This is a genomic window from Methanoculleus sp. UBA208 (assembly GCF_002498065.1).
Taxonomy (GTDB): domain Archaea; phylum Halobacteriota; class Methanomicrobia; order Methanomicrobiales; family Methanoculleaceae; genus Methanoculleus.
Genome location: NZ_DAFZ01000098.1, coordinates 1,739 through 21,855, shown reverse-complemented (window position 1 = coordinate 21,855; position 20,117 = coordinate 1,739). Strand labels below are relative to the sequence as shown.

Annotated in this window: 20 protein-coding genes and 2 tRNA genes; 9 read left to right on the top strand and 13 right to left on the bottom strand. The window is 64.9% G+C overall.

Annotated elements, in window-relative coordinates:
• Window positions 1-273: 273 nt before the first annotated feature.
• The 10 genes from BRA62_RS10420 to BRA62_RS10375 all read right to left on the bottom strand — a co-directional run bounded on the left by BRA62_RS10420 (window position 274) and on the right by BRA62_RS10375 (window position 9,063).
• Window positions 274-1,326: a PAS domain S-box protein gene (locus BRA62_RS10420; RefSeq protein ID WP_292366505.1), complete on the bottom strand. Its 1,053-nt coding sequence runs from the start codon at window positions 1,324-1,326 to the stop codon at window positions 274-276.
• Window positions 1,327-1,610: 284 nt separating this feature from the next.
• Window positions 1,611-2,804, bottom strand: coding sequence for an MFS transporter (locus tag BRA62_RS10415; RefSeq protein ID WP_292366504.1), 1,194 nt, complete (start codon window positions 2,802-2,804; stop codon window positions 1,611-1,613).
• A gap of 117 nt (window positions 2,805-2,921) precedes the next feature.
• Entirely contained in the window at window positions 2,922-3,758 is an 837-nt protein-coding gene (locus tag BRA62_RS10410; RefSeq protein ID WP_292366503.1) for a hypothetical protein, read from the bottom strand.
• The gene (locus tag BRA62_RS10405) at window positions 3,755-4,603 is read right to left on the bottom strand and encodes a polymer-forming cytoskeletal protein (protein ID WP_292366502.1); all 849 of its coding nucleotides are present in this window, start codon (window positions 4,601-4,603) and stop codon (window positions 3,755-3,757) included. Before BRA62_RS10405 ends, BRA62_RS10410 begins: the two co-directional genes overlap by 4 nt.
• Before the next feature lie 16 nt (window positions 4,604-4,619).
• Entirely contained in the window at window positions 4,620-5,855 is a 1,236-nt protein-coding gene (locus BRA62_RS10400; protein ID WP_292366501.1) for a 2,3-bisphosphoglycerate-independent phosphoglycerate mutase, read from the bottom strand.
• A 27-nt stretch (window positions 5,856-5,882) separates the two neighbouring features.
• The gene (locus BRA62_RS10395; RefSeq protein WP_292366500.1) at window positions 5,883-6,350 is read right to left on the bottom strand and encodes a hypothetical protein; all 468 of its coding nucleotides are present in this window, start codon (window positions 6,348-6,350) and stop codon (window positions 5,883-5,885) included.
• A gap of 131 nt (window positions 6,351-6,481) precedes the next feature.
• Window positions 6,482-7,075: a 30S ribosomal protein S3ae gene (locus BRA62_RS10390; protein WP_292366499.1), complete on the bottom strand. Its 594-nt coding sequence runs from the start codon at window positions 7,073-7,075 to the stop codon at window positions 6,482-6,484.
• Between the two features lie 21 nt (window positions 7,076-7,096).
• A complete protein-coding gene (locus tag BRA62_RS10385; protein WP_292366498.1) occupies window positions 7,097-7,384 on the bottom strand; it encodes a KEOPS complex subunit Pcc1 in 288 nt (95 codons plus the stop codon).
• The gene (locus BRA62_RS10380) at window positions 7,381-8,598 is read right to left on the bottom strand and encodes a DHH family phosphoesterase (RefSeq protein ID WP_292366497.1); all 1,218 of its coding nucleotides are present in this window, start codon (window positions 8,596-8,598) and stop codon (window positions 7,381-7,383) included. Before BRA62_RS10380 ends, BRA62_RS10385 begins: the two co-directional genes overlap by 4 nt.
• A gap of 6 nt (window positions 8,599-8,604) precedes the next feature.
• Window positions 8,605-9,063, bottom strand: coding sequence for a 30S ribosomal protein S15 (locus BRA62_RS10375; RefSeq protein WP_292366496.1), 459 nt, complete (start codon window positions 9,061-9,063; stop codon window positions 8,605-8,607).
• 245 nt (window positions 9,064-9,308) lie between these two features.
• On the opposite strand from BRA62_RS10375, the gene BRA62_RS10370 reads away from it, so the two are divergent.
• Window positions 9,309-11,570 carry a PAS domain-containing sensor histidine kinase gene (locus tag BRA62_RS10370; RefSeq protein ID WP_292366495.1) on the top strand — a complete coding sequence of 754 codons (2,262 nt, stop codon included), beginning with the start codon at window positions 9,309-9,311 and terminating at the stop codon, window positions 11,568-11,570.
• 45 nt (window positions 11,571-11,615) lie between these two features.
• Window positions 11,616-11,686, top strand: a tRNA-Gly gene (locus BRA62_RS10365).
• Window positions 11,687-11,744: 58 nt separating this feature from the next.
• Here BRA62_RS10365 and BRA62_RS10360 read toward each other — a convergent pair.
• Window positions 11,745-12,545 carry a V4R domain-containing protein gene (locus tag BRA62_RS10360; protein WP_292366494.1) on the bottom strand — a complete coding sequence of 267 codons (801 nt, stop codon included), beginning with the start codon at window positions 12,543-12,545 and terminating at the stop codon, window positions 11,745-11,747.
• An 82-nt stretch (window positions 12,546-12,627) separates the two neighbouring features.
• Here BRA62_RS10360 and BRA62_RS10355 point away from each other — a divergent pair, with 82 nt between their 5' ends.
• Window positions 12,628-13,842: an FprA family A-type flavoprotein gene (locus BRA62_RS10355; RefSeq protein WP_292366493.1), complete on the top strand. Its 1,215-nt coding sequence runs from the start codon at window positions 12,628-12,630 to the stop codon at window positions 13,840-13,842.
• A 71-nt stretch (window positions 13,843-13,913) separates the two neighbouring features.
• Here the strand turns inward: BRA62_RS10355 and BRA62_RS10350 are convergent, their stop codons facing one another.
• Window positions 13,914-15,080: an MFS transporter gene (locus BRA62_RS10350; protein WP_292366492.1), complete on the bottom strand. Its 1,167-nt coding sequence runs from the start codon at window positions 15,078-15,080 to the stop codon at window positions 13,914-13,916.
• 246 nt (window positions 15,081-15,326) lie between these two features.
• Between BRA62_RS10350 and BRA62_RS10345 the strand changes: the two genes are divergently transcribed.
• The 4 genes from BRA62_RS10345 to BRA62_RS10330 all read left to right on the top strand — a co-directional run bounded on the left by BRA62_RS10345 (window position 15,327) and on the right by BRA62_RS10330 (window position 18,653).
• Window positions 15,327-16,373: a lysylphosphatidylglycerol synthase transmembrane domain-containing protein gene (locus tag BRA62_RS10345; RefSeq protein WP_292366491.1), complete on the top strand. Its 1,047-nt coding sequence runs from the start codon at window positions 15,327-15,329 to the stop codon at window positions 16,371-16,373.
• A 101-nt stretch (window positions 16,374-16,474) separates the two neighbouring features.
• Window positions 16,475-17,152, top strand: a complete 678-nt coding sequence (locus BRA62_RS10340) for a DUF5612 domain-containing protein (RefSeq protein WP_292366490.1) — start codon at window positions 16,475-16,477, stop codon at window positions 17,150-17,152.
• Window positions 17,152-17,727, top strand: coding sequence for an L-threonylcarbamoyladenylate synthase (locus BRA62_RS10335; protein ID WP_292366489.1), 576 nt, complete (start codon window positions 17,152-17,154; stop codon window positions 17,725-17,727). The genes BRA62_RS10340 and BRA62_RS10335 overlap by 1 nt, the downstream gene beginning before the upstream one ends.
• Window positions 17,724-18,653 carry a DNA polymerase subunit beta gene (locus BRA62_RS10330; protein ID WP_292366488.1) on the top strand — a complete coding sequence of 310 codons (930 nt, stop codon included), beginning with the start codon at window positions 17,724-17,726 and terminating at the stop codon, window positions 18,651-18,653. The genes BRA62_RS10335 and BRA62_RS10330 overlap by 4 nt, the downstream gene beginning before the upstream one ends.
• Before the next feature lie 144 nt (window positions 18,654-18,797).
• Here the strand turns inward: BRA62_RS10330 and BRA62_RS10325 are convergent, their stop codons facing one another.
• A complete protein-coding gene (locus BRA62_RS10325) occupies window positions 18,798-19,460 on the bottom strand; it encodes a CRISPR-associated protein Cas4 (RefSeq protein ID WP_292366487.1) in 663 nt (220 codons plus the stop codon).
• A 122-nt stretch (window positions 19,461-19,582) separates the two neighbouring features.
• On the opposite strand from BRA62_RS10325, the gene BRA62_RS10320 reads away from it, so the two are divergent.
• Both BRA62_RS10320 and BRA62_RS10315 read left to right on the top strand, forming a co-directional pair.
• Window positions 19,583-19,879 carry a DUF3467 domain-containing protein gene (locus tag BRA62_RS10320; RefSeq protein ID WP_292366486.1) on the top strand — a complete coding sequence of 99 codons (297 nt, stop codon included), beginning with the start codon at window positions 19,583-19,585 and terminating at the stop codon, window positions 19,877-19,879.
• A 73-nt stretch (window positions 19,880-19,952) separates the two neighbouring features.
• A tRNA-Thr gene (locus tag BRA62_RS10315) sits at window positions 19,953-20,024 on the top strand.
• The last annotated feature ends 93 nt before the right edge of the window (window positions 20,025-20,117 follow it).

Below are 20,117 nucleotides of genomic sequence, written 5' to 3'. Positions count from 1 at the left end.
GGCCTCCGGCCTCCTCCCCCGCACCTTCGGTGCTTCAACTCCTGCCCTTCGGCCAGTCGTTCCCCGCCCTAAGGGCGGGGGCAGTCATGGCGATAGGCGATGCCCCTACGGGACATCGCAGGAGAAGACCGAAGGTTTTGGACTTGCGGTGGACGGAATGTCCAGAGCATGAGCACCGCCAGGTGCATGGTCCAATGAAAATCCGTGCATGGGATTTGCAACTACCAAAACATGAACGAGGTGCCACAGGAAACTAATGTTGTCCAACCCCCCTCACCGATACCGCTCCAAATACTCCCGCACCTTCTCCGACTCGACCCACCCTTCGTCGAGCTGCCGGAGGATCGCCTTGATCTGCCTGACCTGCTCCCGGATCCTGTCCGCCCGCTCGTCGTCGATGAGGTCGGCCATCCCCTGGACGACCTGGAGGGGGTTTCTAATGTGGTCGGTCAGGACCGCGAACTGCTCGATGTTCCTCTCTATCTGCCGGTATGCCTCCATCCTCTCCCGCTCGATCCTCTCCCGCTCCCTCATCTCGCGCCTGAGGCTCTCGTTTGCCTTCCGGAGTTCTTCCGTCCGCTGCGTCACCAGTTCCTCCAGGCGGTAGCGATAATCCATCAATTCCTTCTCCACCCTCCTCCTCTCCGTCACATCCCGGGCGATGATGAGGATCGCCGGCGTGCCCCCGAGAGTGATGCGGTGGATGCTTGCTTCAACCGGGATCCGCTCGCCTTCCCGGGGAATCAGGTCGGCGGAATGCAGGCGGTGGTCGTTTCTCTTGAAGTCGCCCCTGATGAGGATGACTGACCGGGGAGCGATGGCGAAGAGTTCATCCCGGGCGTACCCGAGACTCCGGCAGGCGAGCGTGTTCGCATCCATTATCCGGTAGGGCGTCCCCTCCCTCCCGACGGCGCATACGAGCAGGAAATCGTTCCCGCTCTCAAAGAGGAGGCGGTAGCGGTCCCTGCTTTCCTGGAGTTCCTGCCGGGAGCGCTCCAGTTCGTCGAGCATCAGGTTGACCTCGTCGACAAACCGCGAGACCGGGTCGCCCCCGATGGCAGGGAGGCGGGGCGGGGCACTGTTCGCTGTCCTGATGCCCTCGATACTCGTGTCCATGCCGGAGATGCGGGCTGCCACATCCCGCTCCTTGAGCCAGATCCCGAGCACCCCGAAGGCGATGCCGACGAGAAGGAGTTCGGCGAGCAGGATGCCCAGTGAGATCTGGATCTCACCCGGAAGATCGGATGGGAGGATGAGGGCGAGGAGGGGGGCAGCCGGGAGCAGCGGTGCACTTTTGCAGGGGACCATGCTGTTGTACTGTGTCACCTGTGCCGGGCAGATACCCGCTCGTGGCCTGCGGGGTGTATCCGGGAGGTCATCCGATCGTCCTGCAGGTGTTTATCGTGGCGGTTCCGGCGCGTTTTTTCATCGGCGCACCATCGTATCCCATGATGGCGCATGTAGTATATAATAGTTTCCCATGTGTGGGAGAAATTTACGGCCAGAATACCTTTTTTGAGTCGGAAGGTTGGACGTTCCCGGGTATCAGAAGGGGCATGCCGGTCTTTCATCCGGCAGCACCGGGGAGAGGGCAGTGAGAGGAAAATAATCTATTCAGGCCCGGGAATGTCCCTGCCGGCGTTTTTCCGGGCGTTTCTCTGCATCATTACGGCAAAGATACCGGTCCCGAGGAGGCTTACCGCCCCGCCCACGTAGAAGACGGCGTCGATGCCGATGTAGTCCATGAACACGCCCCCCATCAGCGGTGCGATGATCATGCCGATCCCGAAGACCGTGTTGTAGGCACCCATCGAGGTTCCCATTCCTATTGTCCGGCCCGCATCGACCGTCAGGGCCATGATGGCCGGCTGCTGGATGGCGCCCCCGATACCGACGAGGGAGGTGATCGCGAGCAGGGGCCCGAACGACCCCGAGAAAGGAATCGCAGCGATCGCCAATGCCGTTATTGCCGACCCCACGACGATCAGGACGACCTTGTTGCCGGTGTCGGTGATCCTTCCCATCGGCACCTGGAGGAGCGCCATCAGGAAGGTGTTCGCGGAGAGGACGATGCCCACCTCGAAGGGGCTGATCGCGATCAAGGGGCCGAAGATCGGGATGAAGACCATCATGCCTCCGCGCCCGAGGGCGCTGATGAAGGAGAAGACCATCACCCCCCGCATGACCGGCAGCGTGAGAATCTCCCGCATCGGGACGGTGTTTCCTTCCTGAACCGTGAACTTGCTGCGTTTTGCCTCCGGGAGGGAGGCGCCGACGAGGAGCGTGGCGAACGCCGAGAGGCCGGCCATGACGTAGAAGACCGAGTCCAACCCGAATGCATCGTTCAGGAATCCACCGAGGAGCGGTCCCATCCCCATGCCGAGAAACATCGAGATGGAGAAGTTCCCCATATGGCTCCCCTCTTTTCCCTTCTCCGAGAGGTCGGCGACGTAGGCCATGGCTATCGGGACGACCATGGCCGATGCGACCCCGTGGGCGAAGCGGACGGCCGTGAGCGAGTAAACGCTGTCGACGACGATATAGGCGAGCGACAGAACCGCGTAGGCGAACATGCCGATGAGGATGATCCATTTCCTCCCCCGCCGGTCCGATATCCGCCCGATGACGGGCATGAAGATCGACCGGGAGAGCGCGAATGCCGAGAAGATGATGCCGAGCCAGATGCCGGTCGCTCCGAGGTTCTCCGCGTAGATGGGGAGGAGCGGGCTGACGACGCCGAGCCCGAGCATGGTGGCGAAGACGGAGATGAATAAGACGTTATAGATGCGTTTGGCGGTATTCATGCAGGTTGCACCGAATAGGAATCAAGGCCGCAGGGCCCGGTCTGCGGCCGGTGTTGCACAATTGCGGAGAAAATAGTTGGCGATGCTGCACCTTATACATTGGGTCGCCGGCCGGGATCACGCCCGCCGCGCGACGCAATACCACCTGTCGTAGAGGGGGTCGCGCCGGTTCTCGAAGACCTCGGTGTCGCGCTCCTCTTCCGTGCACCACCCTTCCACCAGGGCCGCCTCGGCCTCCGTGCCGACGGTGATCAGCGTCTCGTCGGTGAGGGCGAGGAGCCCGGTAAGGATCGATTTCCAGAGGGCTGCGTTGTAGGAGTAGATCTCCCCGGCCATGAATGCGACGCCGAGGGGCACCGGCGCGATGTAGCGGGAAGCCTCGCGCGCGTCGATGCACATGGTATCGGAGGGCACGAGACGGCCCTTCGAGAGGCCGAGCGCGAGGAGAGACGGGTCGTTGTCGTAGGCGAGCGCCCGCACCCCGCCGGCCCGGAGGGCCGCGGTGCCGACCCCGGACCCGCAACAGCAGTCGAGGCAGGGAGTTCCCGCACGGTCGCCCCAGACTTCGTCGAGGAGGCCGCGGACCATCTCCGTCCGGTCGGGACGCAGGTCTTCGAGGGCAGGCATGACGGTTTTCGTGAGTTCCATGCTGTAATATTCGCGGACCGCCGAGAGCCATGCCTTCCGGGTTTCCTGGTAAATCTCACCGCCGACGGCTTCGAAACACTCGATGGCGGCGAGTGTCGGGTCCCGAAAGAGGAACGAGGCAGCGTGCCATCCTTCGCCGTCGTGGAGCGCGAGCGCGATCGGCTCCTCGTCCTCATCGACCAGGAGGCGGGCCTCGTCCGGTGCAGCCCGGAACAGCAGCGCCGTACAGGCATCTGCCGTCAGTTCCGCAAACGACGGTTCAACCAGCCGGCACCCGTCGACCTCAAGGATATCTGCAATCTTCATGCTGCCCGCCTCTCGATCTTCAGGCCTCCCGGTGCCCGGATGACGCCGTCCACGCGGGCGTCCTCGTGCAGGGTGAGGCCCCGGCAGGAGACGTTCCCGAGGATATGCGCCTCCTGCTCGATCGCCACATCGCCGTTGCTCTGGATGTCGCCGTGAATGACAGCTCCTCTGGCTATGTTCGCACCTTCCCGTGCATGCAGGCTCCCGAAGATCGTCGTCTCCTCCCGGACCGCGATCGAGCCGGCGCGGATGTTCCCGTGCAGCCGGCATCTCGTCCCGATGGCCATCTTCTCCGGGACCGAGAAGGTCTGCATGTTGAGGACGGCGCCGGCCGGGATCATCAGCGGTGTTTCGCCGGGCGCCTCGTCGTCGCCGAAGAGTTTCTCGAGGACGGAGCTCAGTTCCTCCTCCTTCTCGATCCCGAGGACGGCCACCAGATACATCATGATGTAGATGATGACCGGCATCGGGTTTCTTATGGAGATCCAGCCTTTCGCCTCGAACCCGCGCTCGATCTGGACGTTGTCCCCGATATCGAGGTCCCCTTTGACGACCAGCTTCCCCTGGATCTTCACGCCTTCGCCGAGGTAGGCGTCCTCCTCCACGACGACGTCTCCGTTGATCTCGCACCAGTTATCTATTCTGGCGTCGCCGCCTGCAACGATGTCGCCGTTTATCTTGCTGAATTCACAGACCACGACGTCGTTTCCGAAGAGGCCGTAATCGATCCGGCACTTCTCACCGATGACGATGTCCTGCCCGGTCTTGAGCGTCCTCTCCTGGAGTTCGGTGTGGTCGGGGAGGGTGCAGGCCCTGATCCAGTCGTGGTCTCCCGTTGGTTCCATTTACCTGGTATAATCTTCATGCGCCATACTTATGACTCTTATTAATTAGATCCAGGGCGATCGGCATGAGATCGCAGCCGCGGATACGATGGAGGCCGCCCTCTGCACACGAGACCTCGTCGAACCGGTTCGTCCGGTCGATACGGACTCCAGGTCCCCGGATGACGACCGGGACCGGGTCTGCGCTGTGATCTTTGACCGAGCAGGGGGTGCTGTGGTCGGCGCAGACGATGAGCAGGGTGTCGGAGAGCGCGAGCAGCGGCTCGAGCGCGGTGTCGATCACCTCGATGAAATCCCGTTTCTGGATGCCCTTCCCATCGTGGCCGGCCTCGTCCGCGCCCTTGATGTTCATCAGGACGAAGTCTTTCCGGCCGAGTTCGCCTATGGCCGCCTTCACCTTGGCGTCGAGATCGGAGTCGACCGATCCCGTCGTCCCCGGCACCGGGATATGCTCGAGCCCCACGACCTTCCCGATCCCGGAGATGAGGGTGGCCGCGGAGATGACGCTCCCGGAGAGGTCGTAGCGTTCGGAAAACTGGGGGAACGCGCCCATCTTCCCTGCGCCCCGGATCAGGAGGAGGTTTCCCGGCGGGAGCCCTTCCTCCATCCGCCGGACGTTCGCCGGGTGGTCGAAAAGAATCTGTGAGGACTGGCGGATGAACTCGTTGCACGCCTCGGCGGTCTTTCTGTCCGTTGCATCGTCGGTGCAGGGCCGGACGGCGGGCGGCCGTACCCCCTCCTTCTTCGGGTCGTTCGAGGAGACCTTATCGCCGAGCCCCTCTCCGACGAGGGCGAGGGCCGCCCGGTGGCCGGCGCCCGACTCGAACCGGAACTCGAGACCGAGCGCCGAGAGATCCACGCCGTCCCGGATGGCCTCCGAAAGGGGTTCCGTTTCGGAGATCCGCCCGGCCCGGCGGTCGGTGACGAGGCCGTCTGCGTCCACGGTGGCGAAGTTGCACCGAAACCCGATCATCCCTGCGGTCATGTGGATGCCGGTCCCTTCGGCCTCGAGCGGGCCTCTGCCGGTATAGTACTCGTGCGGCGGGTAGCCGAGCAGGGCAAGGTGGGAGGTGTCGGATCCGGGGCGTATGCCGGGTGCGATGGAGTCCATGATCCCGCATACGCCTTCAGCGGCGATCCGGTCGAGAACCGGGGTCCGTGCGGCGGCGAGCGGGGTCAGCCCGTCCAGTGCTTCACAGGGGCGGTCGGAGATCCCGTCCAGTACCAGGAAGAGAACCTTGTGAGCAGTCATCGAGAACAGGTGCGATCCAGAACCTGATTACTCTTCCCGGTGGACGACGAATACCCTGGTTGACAGGCCGCCTCCTCCCTTCTGGACGAGCGTCAGGCACTGTTCGACCTGGCGGAGCGCCTCCTTCGCGAGGGCGTCGCTTTCGGCGCGGCACTCCTCCCCGCAGCCGAGCATGATGAGGATATTGGTCGTCTTGATCATATCGGCCGTGAGGCACCGGATCTCCACGGCGAGGTCTTCGCCGAGGATCGACTCCATCCCGCATATGACGTCGTAGAGCTGGTGCGAATACCGCTCGAGCAGCGCGTTTGAGGCGAGAATCAGGGCCTTGCCGCTCTCCCTGCCCTGCAGGTCGGTCCACTCGCGGTGGAACTCGACGAGCATTCTCCTGACGATTTCCCTCGCTATCGCCTGCTGTTCGTCAAAAGGCCGTTCGCTGAGCAGAACCCGGTCTGCCCGCCGCGTACCTGCATACTGCCCCTGGGCCGTCACCATGATCACCTCGTTGCCACTCCGGCGGAGGTATATCCGGTCATAGGGCATATATCCTTCGTCTTGTCCCGGTCACCGGGATCGAGGGAACGGCGAAGACAGGATGATTATAAAAGTGGGGTGGGCAGCCGGCCTTATACGGCCGCGACCTGCTCCAGTTTGGACTTGGTGATCTCGACCCGGCGGATCGGGTAGATCGTCTTTACGACCTTGAAGACGTCCCGGGCCATGTCGCCGGAGACGATATCCTTGACCAGGGTCTCAAAGTCGCTCTCCGCCGCCCGGGCGGAGAGGGCCTGCGAGATCGCCTGCCGTACGGCGTGGACCTGACTCTGGTCGGCCCTCGATAGGGTGAGGCAGACGACCGTCACCCGGAGGAGTTTCTTATCCTTGCTGACGATCGGGTGGATGGTGTCGATGCGGGATGCCCGCCGCTTGACCATCGACCGGAGGTAGTCCCGGGTCACTTCGTGCCCGACGAACTCGGTGTACGCGGCGTCGCCGGCCACGTTGTTGATCTTGAATCTCATCTTGATGTGGGACTTCGAGTAGTCCTGCACAACTTCGCCGAGCGTTGCGGTCATGATGCGGCCGACCATGTTCTCGGGGTCGGCCGAGATGGCGTCGCCGATCTCGGCTTTGCCGAAGGCGTCGGGTACGTAAACACGGTACCACTTCTTGGCCTTCCAGCCTTCCAGCCTTCTTCCAACCTGTTTCTTCCTTGCCATGGTATCACTTCTTTTCCGTTATTATCGATTTTTCAGCCCATTAGATCCTGATTCCACTCCGGACTTCTCCGATCCGCTCTGCCGCCGCCGTGAGGCGGAGGTGCATACGTCCTCCGCTATCGCCAGGTTCATGAGGTAGTCGTCCACCGAAGCGATGATCGACCGGAGCCTTGTCCCGTCGATCTCGGCCCGCACCCCTCCCCCGATCGGGGATGTCCTGATCAGGGTGAGGTTGTCGGGCTCGAGTGCCGCCGCCACACATTCGGGAAGGCTGTGCGGCGTCTCGATGGTGCCCTCGATCCGCATCATGCGGGAATCGCCTCCAGGAGTTCCTGCCTGAACCGGTCCGCCTGGTCGGCGCCGATCCGGGCGCCGGCCCTCCGGCGGTGTCCGCCGCCCTGGCCGCCGCACGCCTCCGCGAGCCTCCGCATCAGCGCCTCGAGGTCGAGGTCGATGCCCGGCGGGCAGCGTGCCGATACGGCGTAACGGCCCCCGCTCTCTCCGATGACGAAGACGGGGCCGTTCTGGACGAAGTCGTTTGCGAGCGCGTCCGCGACGTCGCTTGCCACCCCTCCGTCGTCCACCGCAAAGAGGGCGACGCGCTCGTCGAGACGGCGCGCCCCGCGGATGCCGGCGACGACCGCCTGCCGGTAGCGGGCGGTGATCTCCCAGGCTTCCTGGAGCGCGTGGCTCGAGCGGAGGCAGAGCGATGCGCCGATGTCGCCGTTGCCTGCCTTGCCGCAGGCGTCGACGACGGCGGCGAGATTCAGGGCCTCGTCGATCACCTCCCGGCCGAGGCTGTAGGTGGTGCCCCAGATCCCGCACATGGCGGAGACTGATGCGTTCGGGGCGGCCGTAAGGACGATCCGGGAGAGGAGGGACTCGACGTCCACGTCGTCCTCGTCGGTGACCTCGGCGACCAGTGCCCGGGCGGTCTCGGGATCGCCCGAGAACCCGGGGAGGTAGGGGTTGACGGCGAGCGCGAGCTGCTCGACGAGACCTCTCCCCGGGAGGCGGAGGCCGCGGCGGGGTGCGATGAATCCGTTCGCGATGCCATCGCTCGCGATCTCCCGGTTCGGCCCCTCGATGACCTGACCGTCCCCGATGGTCCCGAGGAGCGCGAGCCCCGCGAGATCCCGGTTGTCTCCCATGCGCTGGGCGACGAGGTAGGCCGCGCCGGCCGCCGAGAGGTTCCGGTCGCCGTCGATCCCGGCGAGGTGCGGGTTGACGTGGTAGTCGCCCTCGAAATGGGGCAGGTGGTGGTCCACCACCATTACGTCGCCGGGGAGGTCCGTGAGTGCCGATCCGAAGTCGCAGAGAAGCACGCTGCCGTCGCCGGGGAGGTCGGCCGTGGTGATGCCCGGGCGGATCCTCAGCCGGAACCGTCCGCCCTTGCGGAACATGGCGTGGCAGAGGATGGATGCGGCGGCTATACCGTCCGCATCGTGGTGCGCCAGCACCTCCACGAACTCCTGCTTGAGCAGGTGGTCGGCGAGACCTGCAGCAGCGGCGTCAAGCGACATGGATCATCAGCGGGTGAGCAGGATCTCCGCGGTCTCCGGTTTGTAGGTCCAGCCTTTCGGCATCCGTCCGGACCTGACGTAGTACTTGACCAGTCTGCGCACCTTGGACTCGGCAATCTGCAGCTGCCGGACGTTGTGCACGTCCTTCTTGTTCTCCGCAAGGTGCTTCCTTATCCCGAGTGCCTTCTGCATCAGGTTCCGGAGATCCTCGGGGATCTCCGATTCAAGGCCCTTCTCGCGGAGGATTTCGTTCACGCGCTTGCCGGTGGCGAGCTTGACGTCGGGGACGGCGTACCTGTCACGCAGCGCAAGGCCGATCTGGCTGGTCGACATGCCGTCTTTGCGGAGCTCGACGATGATCTTCTCGATCTCAGCTGTGTCCGTGTTGGACCACTCGGGCGCTTCCTTCCGGTAGGGTCGGACGGAACTGCTGGTTCCGCGGCGCCGAGCGTACATTCTTGCCATTCATGCACCTCCGTTAGATATACTATGCTAAGTCCAGAAAAGAGTCCTTTTACTGACTAATCTCTGTAATCCCGAGCCCCTTACGGGCAGTGCTTCCGGGAGCACGTCGGACTTACCATAGCCAGCACATATTGTGCTGCATCATATTCTCCGGGAGGCGTCTTAAGGGTATCGGAGGTGTGCCCGGTTCCGGGGCGGAAAGCGATTCGTGGGGGTTTATTACGGGTTAAAGCGACCTCTGTTGCGTGAAGGAAGGGCACCCGGAACACCATTTCTCCGACGGGTTCACAAAGGAGAGCCTTCTCAACGTTAGCATCGCTGCTTCCGTCCTGATCGCCTTCGGTGCCACGACGTACTGCCTCTCCACCGGAATTTTCATCGTCTTCTCCCATCTCTTCTACATCCCGATCGTCCTTGCGGCCTACCGGTACCCGGAGCGGGGCGTTGCGTTTGCCGGTGCGCTTGCCGCCGGCTACTTTGCAGAGGTGCTATACTTCTCCCCGGGCGACGGGGTAGAGATTGCAAACGCCCTGCTCCGCATCGCAATGTTCTTCGTCGTCGCCGTCGTCGTATCGAACCTCTCCGGTCGCCTGCAGGCACGGGAGAGCCGGTACCGGGGGATCTTCGAGACGTCCGGGGCGGGAATCTTTCTCTTCTCGCCCAAAACCGGGAAGATCGCGGAGATGAACCGGGAGTGCTCTGCAATGCTCGGATATCCGGACGACGATGTCCCGTCCCTGGAGGTGCCCGCGATCTGGCCCGGGTATCCCGGGCTCGCCGGAGCCCTCGAGGAGGGCAGAATTGAAGGCCTGGACTGCAGCCTCGCCGGCCGGGACGGGACGTCCTGCCCGGTGCTCCTCTCGGCAGGCCTTCTCCCCGGCCGGCAGGAGGGCTGCGTGGTGGTCACCGGAACGGCGGAACTGAAGCGGATGGAGAGCCGGCTCCGTCGTTCGGAGGAGACACTCCGGGTCATCCTCGACACCACCGATGTCGGGTTCCTCCTGACCGATTCGGGCAGGGAGGTCGTGGAGGCGAATGCGGCCGCGATCCGGCTCTTCGGAGGGGCCGGGCGGGAGGATCTGGTCGGGCGGAACCCGTACGATCTGGTTGCCGGGAGGGATCGGGAGGTCGTCCGGGCCTACCGGGAACAGGCCCTCTCCGGGGAGGCGCCTGCTTCGGGAGAGTGCACGTTGTGCAGGCTCGACGGCACCGAATGGCCCGCGGAGATTACGATCACCCGCTTCGCACAGGACGGAGCCGCCCCGGGACGGCTGGTCGTCTCGCTCCGGGACGTCACAGAACGGCATCGGGCGGAAGAGGCGATTCGGGAAGAGAACATGCGCCTCTCGGTCGTCAACGAGGTCGTCGCTGCCGCGGCTGCAGCCCACGGGCTGGAAGACCTCTGCCGGGTCTCGCTCGCAAAGATTCTCACCCTGCTCGGGTTCGACCACGGGGCGGTTTACCTGATGCGCCCCCGGGACGATGCGGCGGTTCTCCGTGCCCAGGAGGGGGTGGGCGAGGTCCTGCCGCCGGTGGTGCGCCGGGAGGATCCCCTCTACCAGGAGATTCTCCAGGCCGGCGCGATGCAGTGCATCGAGGACTTCTCAACGAGGTATCCCGGCTCCAGGGTTCGGGTTCTTGCCGTGGTGCCAATCCCCGGCGACGACGGCCCGGCGGGATGGATCGGGGTCGGGAGCAGGGTCAGGGGGACGATCACGCGAAGCGAGCGGGCGGTCCTTCTTGCCATAGGCAACGAGCTCGGCAATGCGGTCGTGAAGGGTATGCTCCAGGAGGATCTGGAAGCGGCACTCGCCTCCGCCAATCGGTACCTCGAGGAGGCGAACGCCGCGGCCGCCGAGGCCAACCTCTACATGGATATCCTCACCCACGACATCAACAACGCGAACACCATCGCGATGGGCTACCTGCAGATGCACCTCGAGTCCGCTGCCGAGTCGGACGGGGCGCTCGTCGGGAAGTCGCTTGCGGCCGTCTACCAGAGCAGCGAGATCATACGGAACGTCCTGACGCTTCGCAGGCTCAAGGCCGGGCCTGCCGAGCTTCGGCCGGTGCGGCTCGAGCCGGTGATCCGGGGGATCTGCAGTTACCACGCGGATGCCCGTATTGCCTGCACCGGAGCGGATGCAACGGTTCTCGCCGACGACCTCGTCAGCGAGGTCTTTGCAAACCTGATCGGCAATGCCATCAAGTTCGGCGGGCCGGCCGTCGAGATCGCTATCGGCGTTCGGGAGGAGGAAGATACGGTGTCGGTGACGGTTGCCGATACCGGTCCGGGGATTCCCGACGACCTCAAGCCGCGTCTGTTCGAACGCAACCACCGTGGCACGACGAAGAAGAGCGGTAAGGGCCTCGGCCTCTACATCGTCCGGATGCTTGTGGAACGCTACGGGGGGAGCGTCCGTGCGGGCGATCGGATCCCCGGCCGCCCGGGCGGGGGGGCTGCCGTCACGTTCACCCTGCCGCGTTGCCGGAAGGCAACGGAGTGAGCCGAATGTTTATGTTCTCCTGGGCCAACATGTACCGGTACCGGTGCGATAGTAGTCTAATGGTAGGACAGGGGCTTCCCAAGCCTCTAGTCCGGGTTCGATCCCCGGCTATCGCATGACGATTTTATTTCTCGGGTTTTGCCTGTTATTCCGAGATCCGGCACCCCTGCGCTGTCACGCCCGTTCTCCGCCGCCTTCCACAGCGATCTCGAACCGGCAGTGGTCGAACCCCATCGAGTAACACCGGGTCTCGACCGCCGCCGTCGGCCGGCCGTAGTGGCGGGAGAAGAGTGCCCGGAGGATGCCGGAGTCGAACGCGCACGCGGGTTTCCCGGTCACGGGCAGGTCGGCGCACTCGAAGCAGTCGTAGACGAGGAGGACGAGCGGGTCCGTCTCCGCGATCTCGACCCTTCCCAGGCGGTGCTCCGCCCAGAACCGGGCGATATTCGCGCAGAAGGCTCCGGTCTCCGGATCGGCAACCGCCGGGTAGAGTTCTTCGCCGATCCGCTCCCCGGCCCGGGAGAGGAGCGGGTCGAGGAGGATCCCCTCCTGCATGAGCGAGACCCGGATCGTCCGGAACACGAGCCGGTAGAACACGTTGGGGTCGCCCGACCCCGCCTGGTACGCCCCCGCATAGGCGGCTATCGCATCGGCCACCCGGTTGTCCGGCGAGACGCTCGCGACGAGGTCGCCGGTGACGAAGAATATCTTTTTGCGGGAGTCCTCCGGGTCTGTCCGGGACCCGATCACGCCCGCCGCCGCCATCTCCTGGAGGTGCACCGAGACCGTCGACTTCGCCCGGCCCACAAGAGAGACGATCTCATCGAACGTGTGCTCGCGCTCCCTGAGGGCCGCGAGGATAGCACGCCGCACCGGGTTCTCGACCGCCCGCGCACCCGCAGGAGTCGAGTAGAGGTCGATCTCCAGGGTCGCCTTCGGCCGCCCGGGTCTTCGGCTGTTCATCCCGTGCTCCATAGAGTAAAATCGAAAGGGAGATATATCAATTGTTCGGATATACTGGAATGTTCGTATTGTTCCGAACAACTGGGTGATAGAAATGATGGCTGCAGAACTTGCCCCCGGCGTCCACTGGGTCGGGGCGATCGACTGGAACCTGAGGGAGTACCACGGCTACACCCTCCCGGGAACGACCTACAACGCCTACCTCGTCCGGGGCGAGAAGACCGCGCTCATCGACGGCGCCTACCACGGGTTCGAGGGCGAAGTCCTCGGCCGTGTCGGGTCCGTCTGCGACCCCGCTATGATCGATTACATCGTCGTGAACCACATTGAGATGGACCACTCCGGCACCCTGCCCGCGCTCGTGCGGCGGATGCCCGACACCCCGATCTACTGCACGGAGCGGGCTCGCGCCGGTCTTGCCCGCCACTACGACACTACAGGCTGGAACATCCGGGTCGTTAAGTCCGGCGATACCCTCGACCTCGGCGGGAAGACGCTCGTCTTCCTCGAGGCGCCGATGCTCCACTGGCCCGATTCGATGTTCACCTACCTCGCCGAAGACGCCATTCTCTTCCCGAACGACGCCTTCGGGCAGCACGTCGCAAGCGCCGCCCGGTTCGACGACGAACTCGGCAGGGACGCGGCGATGGCCCACGCGCAGAAGTTCTTCGCGAACCTGATCATACCGCTGGCGCCGAAGGTCCTGAAGAAGCTCGACGAGGTCGGGGGTCTCGGGATCGATATCAGGATGATCGCGCCGAGCCACGGCGTCATCTGGCGGTCGCATGCCGGCGATATCCTCAAGGCCTACACCGACTGGAGCCGGGGCGTTGCAAAGGATAAGGTCACGATCGTCTACGACACCATGCACGGCTCGACCACGATGATGGCGAAGGCGATCGCCGAGGGCGTCATGGCCGAAGGCGCCGATGTCCGGGTCTGCCTCCTCCGCGACGGCCGCTACGAAGGAACGCACAGGAGCGACGTCGTCACGGAGATCCTCGACTCGAAGGCGGTTCTCGTCGGGTCGCCGACACTCCAGGACGAGGTCCTCCCCACGGTGGCCGGTTTCCTCAGCTACCTCCGCGGGCTTGCGCCCGGCCGCCTTACAGCGAAGAAGATCGGGTGTGCCTTCGGGTCGCACGGCGGCATGGGCGGTGCGGTCGCCCAGGCGGATGCGGCCCTGGAAGCGGCCGGGATCGAGGTGATCGGCGGTGGGTTCCAGGTGAACTACCGTCCGGACGGCGACGAGCTCGCACGGGCTTACGAGCTCGGGCGGAAGGTGGCACAGGAGATCCGCGCCCGGTGACGCCGGGACCCTTGCCCCTTCGACACTACCGGATACGCATCCGGCGGTCCCCACCTTTTTTATACCCCGGGTCACGCCGGTGCGGCAAACCCATGCCTCACCCGGGCGAACGCTGCGAGCGCCCCGATCTGCATCGTCACCAGGAATCCGACGACGAGCGGCACGGCGACCGTGTAGGCCCAGCCGATGAAGATGCTCCCGGCGAACCAGGCCGCCCCGTAAACCGTATTGAATATGCCGTACGCCGTCCCGCGCTTGCTGATGTGGGTGTAGTCCGCGACGGCGGCGCGGAGGATCGTCTCCTGCGCACCCATCGCCGCGCCCCAGAGCACCACGGCGACGAAAGCGAAGGCGTAGTTGGTCCCGAAGGCGAGAAAGGGGATGCCGATGGCAAGCAGCGGCACGGAGAGGAGGGTGACGAGCCCGAACCGGTCGTACGCCCGGCCGATCACGAGGGCCGCGACGGCGTCGACGCCCATGGCGACGGCGTAGAAGAGCGGGATCTCTGCTTCGGAGACCGTGCCGGTGATGGCGAAGTGATAGGCGATGATCGGGAACGCCGCGAACCCGGCCATGGTGAGCGCGGTGAAGACGCCGTAGGGGAGCAGGGAGCCCGGGAGGGTGGTTGCCCGGGAGGCGGGGCCGCCGCCCTCAAGCGACGCCGGTTCGGGTGCCCGGTGCCGGGCGAAGAGAAGAGCGAGGATCATCAGCGCGAACGGGATGGCGAGGAGGGCAAACCCGTTCCGGTAGTCTCCCTGCGCGAGGAAGACGGCGGTGAAGATCAGCGGCCCGATGATCGCCCCGATCTGGTCGAGGGCTTCGTGTACGGCAAACCCCCAGCCCCGCCCGACTGTCGTCGTGGCGTTCGCGAGGATAGCGTCCCGTGCGGGCACCCGGATGCCCTTCCCCATCCGTTCGAGGATGAGGAGGAGCGCGGCGCCCTCCCAGGACCCGGCGAGCACGAGGAGCGGGACCGCGGCGAGCATCCCGTAGCCGATGAACGTGATCGCCCAGTAGTGCCGCGTGGTGTCGGCCAGGTACCCGGAGACCAGGCGGAGGGCGTAGCCGAGGAACTCGCCGAGGCCCGCGACCACGCCGACGGCGAGGGCGCCGGCGCCGAGGAGGTAGAGGTACGGCCCGGAGACGCTCCGCGCCCCTTCGTAGATGATATCGCCGAAAAGGCTCACTACACCAAAGAGGACGATCACGGTGTAGGCCGCCCGGTGTTTGCCATCCATGGAAGGGAGATCTATTGCTCACCGCCCATAAGGCTTCTCGAACGGCGGTGCCCTGCCCCCGGAGAACGCTCTCCCGTGTTCCGGACCCTCGCCGGCCTGACGGGTGCTCCTGCGGCGATGCCTTCCGGGTCGTCGGATCAGGAGGACTCCCGAACCCCGCTCCGGGGGAAGATGTAATCGTGATGAGCGATACCTACCTGCCGTGGTGCTAAACGGGACGAGCGTTCTGTGGGGAGAGAAACGGGCATGAAGCGCCGGCGCTGGATCGCGCTCTCGCTTTTCATCAGCGGCGCAGCTCTCGCGGGGCTTCTCGCGGCGACCTTCACTCCCGAGACACGGGCCTACCTCGGGGAGGTCGGCGTCGCGGCTCTCCTTCTTGCCCTGGGGCTCCGGGCCGCGTCGATCCTCTGCCGCATGGTGCGGATCGGGGTTCTCTGCCGCGGTCTCGGCTACACCGTGCCGTTCCGGAGTCTCACGGTCACCCAGTTCCTCTCGCTCTTCGCCGGATCGATCACCCCCGGCCAGGTGGGTGGCGAGCCCGTCCGGATCCACCGGCTCTCGCATTCAGGGCTGGCCGTCGGGGACGCCGTCGCCGTCGTCATCACGGAGCGGGTACTCGACCTCGCCGTCTTCGTCTCCCTCACCCTCGCCGCCCTTCTCGCCGTCCGGCACCTCTGGAGTTACCTTGCCGCCACCGTCTTCTACCCGGTGGCGGCCTTCCTCATCCTCGTCCTCGTCCTCCTGCTCGCGCTCGCCGTCCTGGTCCGGCGCCCGTCTTTCACGAAGCGGGTGCTCGGCAGCGTTGCCTCCCGTGTGCTCGCCCGGTGCGGCCGGAGCCGGCGCTGGCTCCGGTTCTGTCCGGGCGCGGAGGGTGCGGAGCGCCTCGCACAACGGGTCGAGCGCGAGGCCGAGACCTTTGCCGCGGGCTCTTCCCGGTTTGCGAGGGCCGGCCGCCGGGCCGTCGGCGGCGCGATCCTGATCAGCATCCTCGACTGGGTCTTCCTCTTCTCCACGGCGTCGGCGCTGCTCGTCGCTCTCGGGCTGCCGCCGTCTTTTCCCGAGTCGTTCCTCTTCCAGGGGGTCCTCCAGATGATCGCGGCCGTTCCGCTCGTCCCCGGTGCGGCAGGGATCGCGGAGCTCGGCGCCGCCACGCTGTATAGCCGGGTCGTGCCCACCTACCTCCTCGGTCTCTTCGTCGTGCTCTGGCGGCTGGTTCTGTACTTTCTCAACATTCCTCTGGGCCTTCTCGCGGCCGCTCTTGCCGCGAGGGAGACCGCCACTGAAAACCTATAACCCTTATGAGACCAAAATCTATCAATTAACGAGGATATGACGAAAAATGCCCTGTTCGTGAAACGATCGGAGGACGTTTTAATCTCCGGCGGGGGAGGGTCATGACCACCGATACCGATATGTATGCCCTGAGCATCATCACCGAGAACAGGGCAGGCGTGCTGCGCGACGTGGCCACGGTGATGGCGGATTACCGGGCCAACATCCAGATGATCCAGCAGTCGATCATCACCGACGGCCCGAACACCGGGAAGGCCTGCCTCTACTTCGAGTTCGAGGAGTGCGGGAACCACCCGGAGCTCATCGCCGACTTGGCAAGGGTGCCATCCGTCGTCGACGTCACCATCTATCCGCCGTTCTCGCGGATATTCGGGTCACGGGTGATCATCATCGGCGGAGGTGCGCAGGTGGCGCAGGTGGCGCTCGGCGCCGTGAACGAGGCGGACCGCCACAACATCCGCGGCGAGCGGATATCGGTGGACACGATCCCCCTCGTCGGCGAAAAAACCCTCGCGCTCGCCGTGGACGCGGTGGCGCGGCTTCCCCGGGCGTCCATCCTGGTGCTCGCCGGGTCGCTGATGGGCGGCGAGGTCTCGCGGGCCGTGGACCGGGTGAGGGCGGGGGGCATCCCGGTGATCGCCCTCAAGATGGCCGGGAGTGTCCCCGGGCATGCCGACCTGGTCGTGACCGACCCCATCCAGGCCGGGGTCTTTGCCGTGATGCACGTCAGCGGCAAGGCGGTCTTCGATATCAACCGCGTGCGTGGGCGTGAGTTCTGATGGATCCGATCGATATGGCTGTCAAAGTGCTCTCGCGGGACGGGCTCATCGTCTATCCCACCGAGACAGTCTACGGCCTCGGGGCGGACGCCCTCTCCGAGGATGCGGTGATGCGGGTCTACGAGGCAAAGAACCGGCCGGTGGGTAAACCGATGTCGATTGCGGTCTCGGATATGGAGATGCTTTCCGCCGTCGCGGAGGTGGACGATGCGGCGAGGGCTTTCATCGAGCGGTTCCTGCCCGGCCCGGTGACGGTGATCCTCCCGGCGAAGTCCTGCCTGCCGGCGGTGCTGACGGGCGGCACCGGCCTTGTCGGCATCCGGTGGCCCGATCATCCGGTCGCCGTCGATATCATCGCCCGGCTCGATGCGCCGATCACGGCGACCAGCGCGAACATCTCGGACGACATCCCGCCGACGCGGCCCGACGAGATCTCCGTCCCCCACGACTACCTGGTCGACGGGGGGGAACTCCCCGGGACGCCGAGCACGGTGGTGGACCTGACCGTCCGGCGCATCCTGCGGAAGGGTGCGGGATGGGAAGCGGTGGAGGCGTTCCTGGAGAGCCTGAAATGAATTCGATACGGCTTCGCGACTTCATCGAGGATCGCGACGGCTGCCTCTATGCGGTCTCGAACTACGACAACGCCGACCGGATCGGGTGCATCCTCCGCTACGTCCCCGACGCGGACGGGGAGCGGACGAGCCTCGCCGGCCGGCGGTACCACAAATACGATTTTGGCGAGTCGTTCGACTGGGTCCGGGCGCACAAGCCGGAGTACCTGGACAGTGTCCACCGGGTGCCCTACTGCGACGTGGCCCGGGTCTACAAGCCGGAGGAGGAGATTGCCGGTGTGACGGCCCGGAACGAGCGGGTGAGAAGGCTTCTTGCTCATTTCGATCTTCCACCGGGCTCGTTCGGGTGCACGGGTTCGCTCCTCTGCGGCCTTGAGAACGACGCATCGGATATCGACCTGGTGGTCTACGGCGGCGCCTGGTTTTCCGCGCAGGGCCAGCTCCGCCGCCTCGTGGAGAGGGGGGTGATCCCCGGGATGAGCGCCGCGATGTGGCGGAAGGTCTACGATAAAAGGGTGCCAGAGATATCGTTCGAGGCCTTCGTCCTGCACGAGCAGCGGAAGTGGAACCGGGGGGAGTTCGAGGGGACCTACTTCGACCTCCTCTACACCCGGGACTACGGGAACCTAGACGCGGTTCCGGCCGGTGCGGGGAAGGTGGTCGGCCGGGCGACGATCGAGGCGACGGTCACGGACGCGTCGCTCTCCTTCGACAGCCCGGTGGTCTACGCGGTGGACCATGATGGAATCTCCCGGGTGCTCTCGTTCACTCATACCTACTCGGGTCAGGCGCTTGCGGGCGAGGTTATCGAGGCGAAGGGCGTCGTGGAGGAGCACGGCGACGAGCGGTGGCTGATCGTCGGCACGACCCGCGAGGCGAAAGACGAGTATATTTTATCGAAGACGCTGCTCGAGAACGCAGGGTAGTGGCACACTCCTGCCTGACCGGGCACCACTGACTCACGCGAAGGCGCGAAGCCGCGAAGGGGAACGCTAATAGCCACACGGGCTTCGCGTTCTTCGCGGCTTCGCGTGAGGCTATGTCTTCGCATCCCTCGAACTCCAGACTGTTCAGAAGAGGTCCGAGAGCCGCCGCGGCCCGGCGGTGCACCGCTCGAGGTGGGGGCAGCCCTCGCAGGGGGCCCGGAGGGGCCGCGGCGGGATCTCCCCCGCGACGACCCTCTTTGCCGCCCGGATCGCCTTGATCATCTCCCGCCGGTCCCGGGGCTGGGGCTCGACGTAGCGGCAGACGCCGCTCGCGACGTACTCGACGTAGCCGCCGGCGACGGGGCGCCCGAGGGTTTCGTGCAGGCAGGCAACGTAGCAGGCGACCCGGAGCCGGTCGGTGCCGTAGACCCCGGCCTTCGGGGCGGTGCTCGACCTGGCGACGGCGAACGTGCCGTCCTCGAAGACTTTATCGACTCTTCCCCGGATGCCGAGGGTGTCGGACTCGACGCCGAGGTCGGCCTGGACCGGCCGCTGCCAGGAGGTTTCGCTGCAGGCGGCGACGCACTCGTCGAGAAGCTCCCGGGTCTCTTCGGAGGCATCGGGGAGTACGCAGAGGACCTCCCGCCAGATCTGCTCCGCTTCGAGGAGTTCCCCGAGGTGTGTGGAGACCTGTTTGCAGACGGTGTAGCGGGGTGACTCCGGGTGCTCCTCCGAGCGCTCGAAGTAGTAGCGGCGGGGGCAGACGTGGCAGGCGACGACGCCGGATACCGGGATGTAGTCGGTCATGGATAACGTGGTTGCGTTTGATAGGAGGTACGTCCTCCCGCTATTTAGCGCCTTACGCTCCGCACCGGCGGCGACCCGGCCAAGACCAACTCTTATGCCGGAGGGAGTCACAGAAGAAGGGTATGGCAAACCGCGAGATATCGGTCAACATTCCCGGCAATCTCGACCCGGTCTACTCGAACCGCATCCAGATCGCCTACAAGGAGGACGAGTTCACGTTCCTCTTCCTGCACGAGATCCCCGGCATGAACCAGGCACGGGGGAAGGCAATCGTCTCGATCAGCCCCCGGCACGCGAAGAACCTGGTCGAGGTGCTCACAAAGAGCGTCGCCGACTACGAGCAGAAGTTCGGCAAGATCCCCGCCCCGGAGGCCGCCGCCCAGCAGGAGAGCAACGTCACCATCCGGGGGTACTCCTGAACGGGCCCGGACCGGCGGGTTCCCGGCGGGTGATACCTTTTTAATTCCGAAGGTGTAATATTCTAGGGCAGTTGCCGCTGTGGCTTAGCGGTATAGCGGCTGATTCGTAATCAGCAGGTCGGGGGTTCGATTCCCCCCAGCGGCTTTGTTTTCCTTGGAGGTTCAAGTTCCTTGGACGATTTTGACCATCCGGCAACAATGGAGCGTTAGCGGGATTGCCATAGAAAAGAGTTTTGGA

What these genes read in the sequence shown, in the direction of transcription:
- BRA62_RS10415 (WP_292366504.1), bottom strand. Translation starts at nt 2,804, where the DNA reads ATGAATACCGCCAAACGCATCTATAACGTCTTATTCATCTCCGTCTTC.
- BRA62_RS10410 (WP_292366503.1), bottom strand. Translation starts at nt 3,758, where the DNA reads ATGAAGATTGCAGATATCCTTGAGGTCGACGGGTGCCGGCTGGTTGAA.
- BRA62_RS10405 (WP_292366502.1), bottom strand. Translation starts at nt 4,603, where the DNA reads ATGGAACCAACGGGAGACCACGACTGGATCAGGGCCTGCACCCTCCCC.
- BRA62_RS10400 (WP_292366501.1), bottom strand. Translation starts at nt 5,855, where the DNA reads ATGACTGCTCACAAGGTTCTCTTCCTGGTACTGGACGGGATCTCCGAC.
- BRA62_RS10395 (WP_292366500.1), bottom strand. Translation starts at nt 6,350, where the DNA reads ATGGTGACGGCCCAGGGGCAGTATGCAGGTACGCGGCGGGCAGACCGG.
- BRA62_RS10390 (WP_292366499.1), bottom strand. Translation starts at nt 7,075, where the DNA reads ATGGCAAGGAAGAAACAGGTTGGAAGAAGGCTGGAAGGCTGGAAGGCC.
- BRA62_RS10385 (WP_292366498.1), bottom strand. Translation starts at nt 7,384, where the DNA reads ATGATGCGGATCGAGGGCACCATCGAGACGCCGCACAGCCTTCCCGAA.
- BRA62_RS10380 (WP_292366497.1), bottom strand. Translation starts at nt 8,598, where the DNA reads ATGTCGCTTGACGCCGCTGCTGCAGGTCTCGCCGACCACCTGCTCAAG.
- BRA62_RS10375 (WP_292366496.1), bottom strand. Translation starts at nt 9,063, where the DNA reads ATGGCAAGAATGTACGCTCGGCGCCGCGGAACCAGCAGTTCCGTCCGA.
- BRA62_RS10360 (WP_292366494.1), bottom strand. Translation starts at nt 12,545, where the DNA reads ATGGAGCACGGGATGAACAGCCGAAGACCCGGGCGGCCGAAGGCGACC.
- BRA62_RS10355 (WP_292366493.1), top strand. Translation starts at nt 12,628, where the DNA reads ATGATGGCTGCAGAACTTGCCCCCGGCGTCCACTGGGTCGGGGCGATC.
- BRA62_RS10350 (WP_292366492.1), bottom strand. Translation starts at nt 15,080, where the DNA reads ATGGATGGCAAACACCGGGCGGCCTACACCGTGATCGTCCTCTTTGGT.
- BRA62_RS10345 (WP_292366491.1), top strand. Translation starts at nt 15,327, where the DNA reads ATGAAGCGCCGGCGCTGGATCGCGCTCTCGCTTTTCATCAGCGGCGCA.
- BRA62_RS10340 (WP_292366490.1), top strand. Translation starts at nt 16,475, where the DNA reads ATGACCACCGATACCGATATGTATGCCCTGAGCATCATCACCGAGAAC.
- BRA62_RS10335 (WP_292366489.1), top strand. Translation starts at nt 17,152, where the DNA reads ATGGATCCGATCGATATGGCTGTCAAAGTGCTCTCGCGGGACGGGCTC.
- BRA62_RS10330 (WP_292366488.1), top strand. Translation starts at nt 17,724, where the DNA reads ATGAATTCGATACGGCTTCGCGACTTCATCGAGGATCGCGACGGCTGC.
- BRA62_RS10325 (WP_292366487.1), bottom strand. Translation starts at nt 19,460, where the DNA reads ATGACCGACTACATCCCGGTATCCGGCGTCGTCGCCTGCCACGTCTGC.
- BRA62_RS10320 (WP_292366486.1), top strand. Translation starts at nt 19,583, where the DNA reads ATGGCAAACCGCGAGATATCGGTCAACATTCCCGGCAATCTCGACCCG.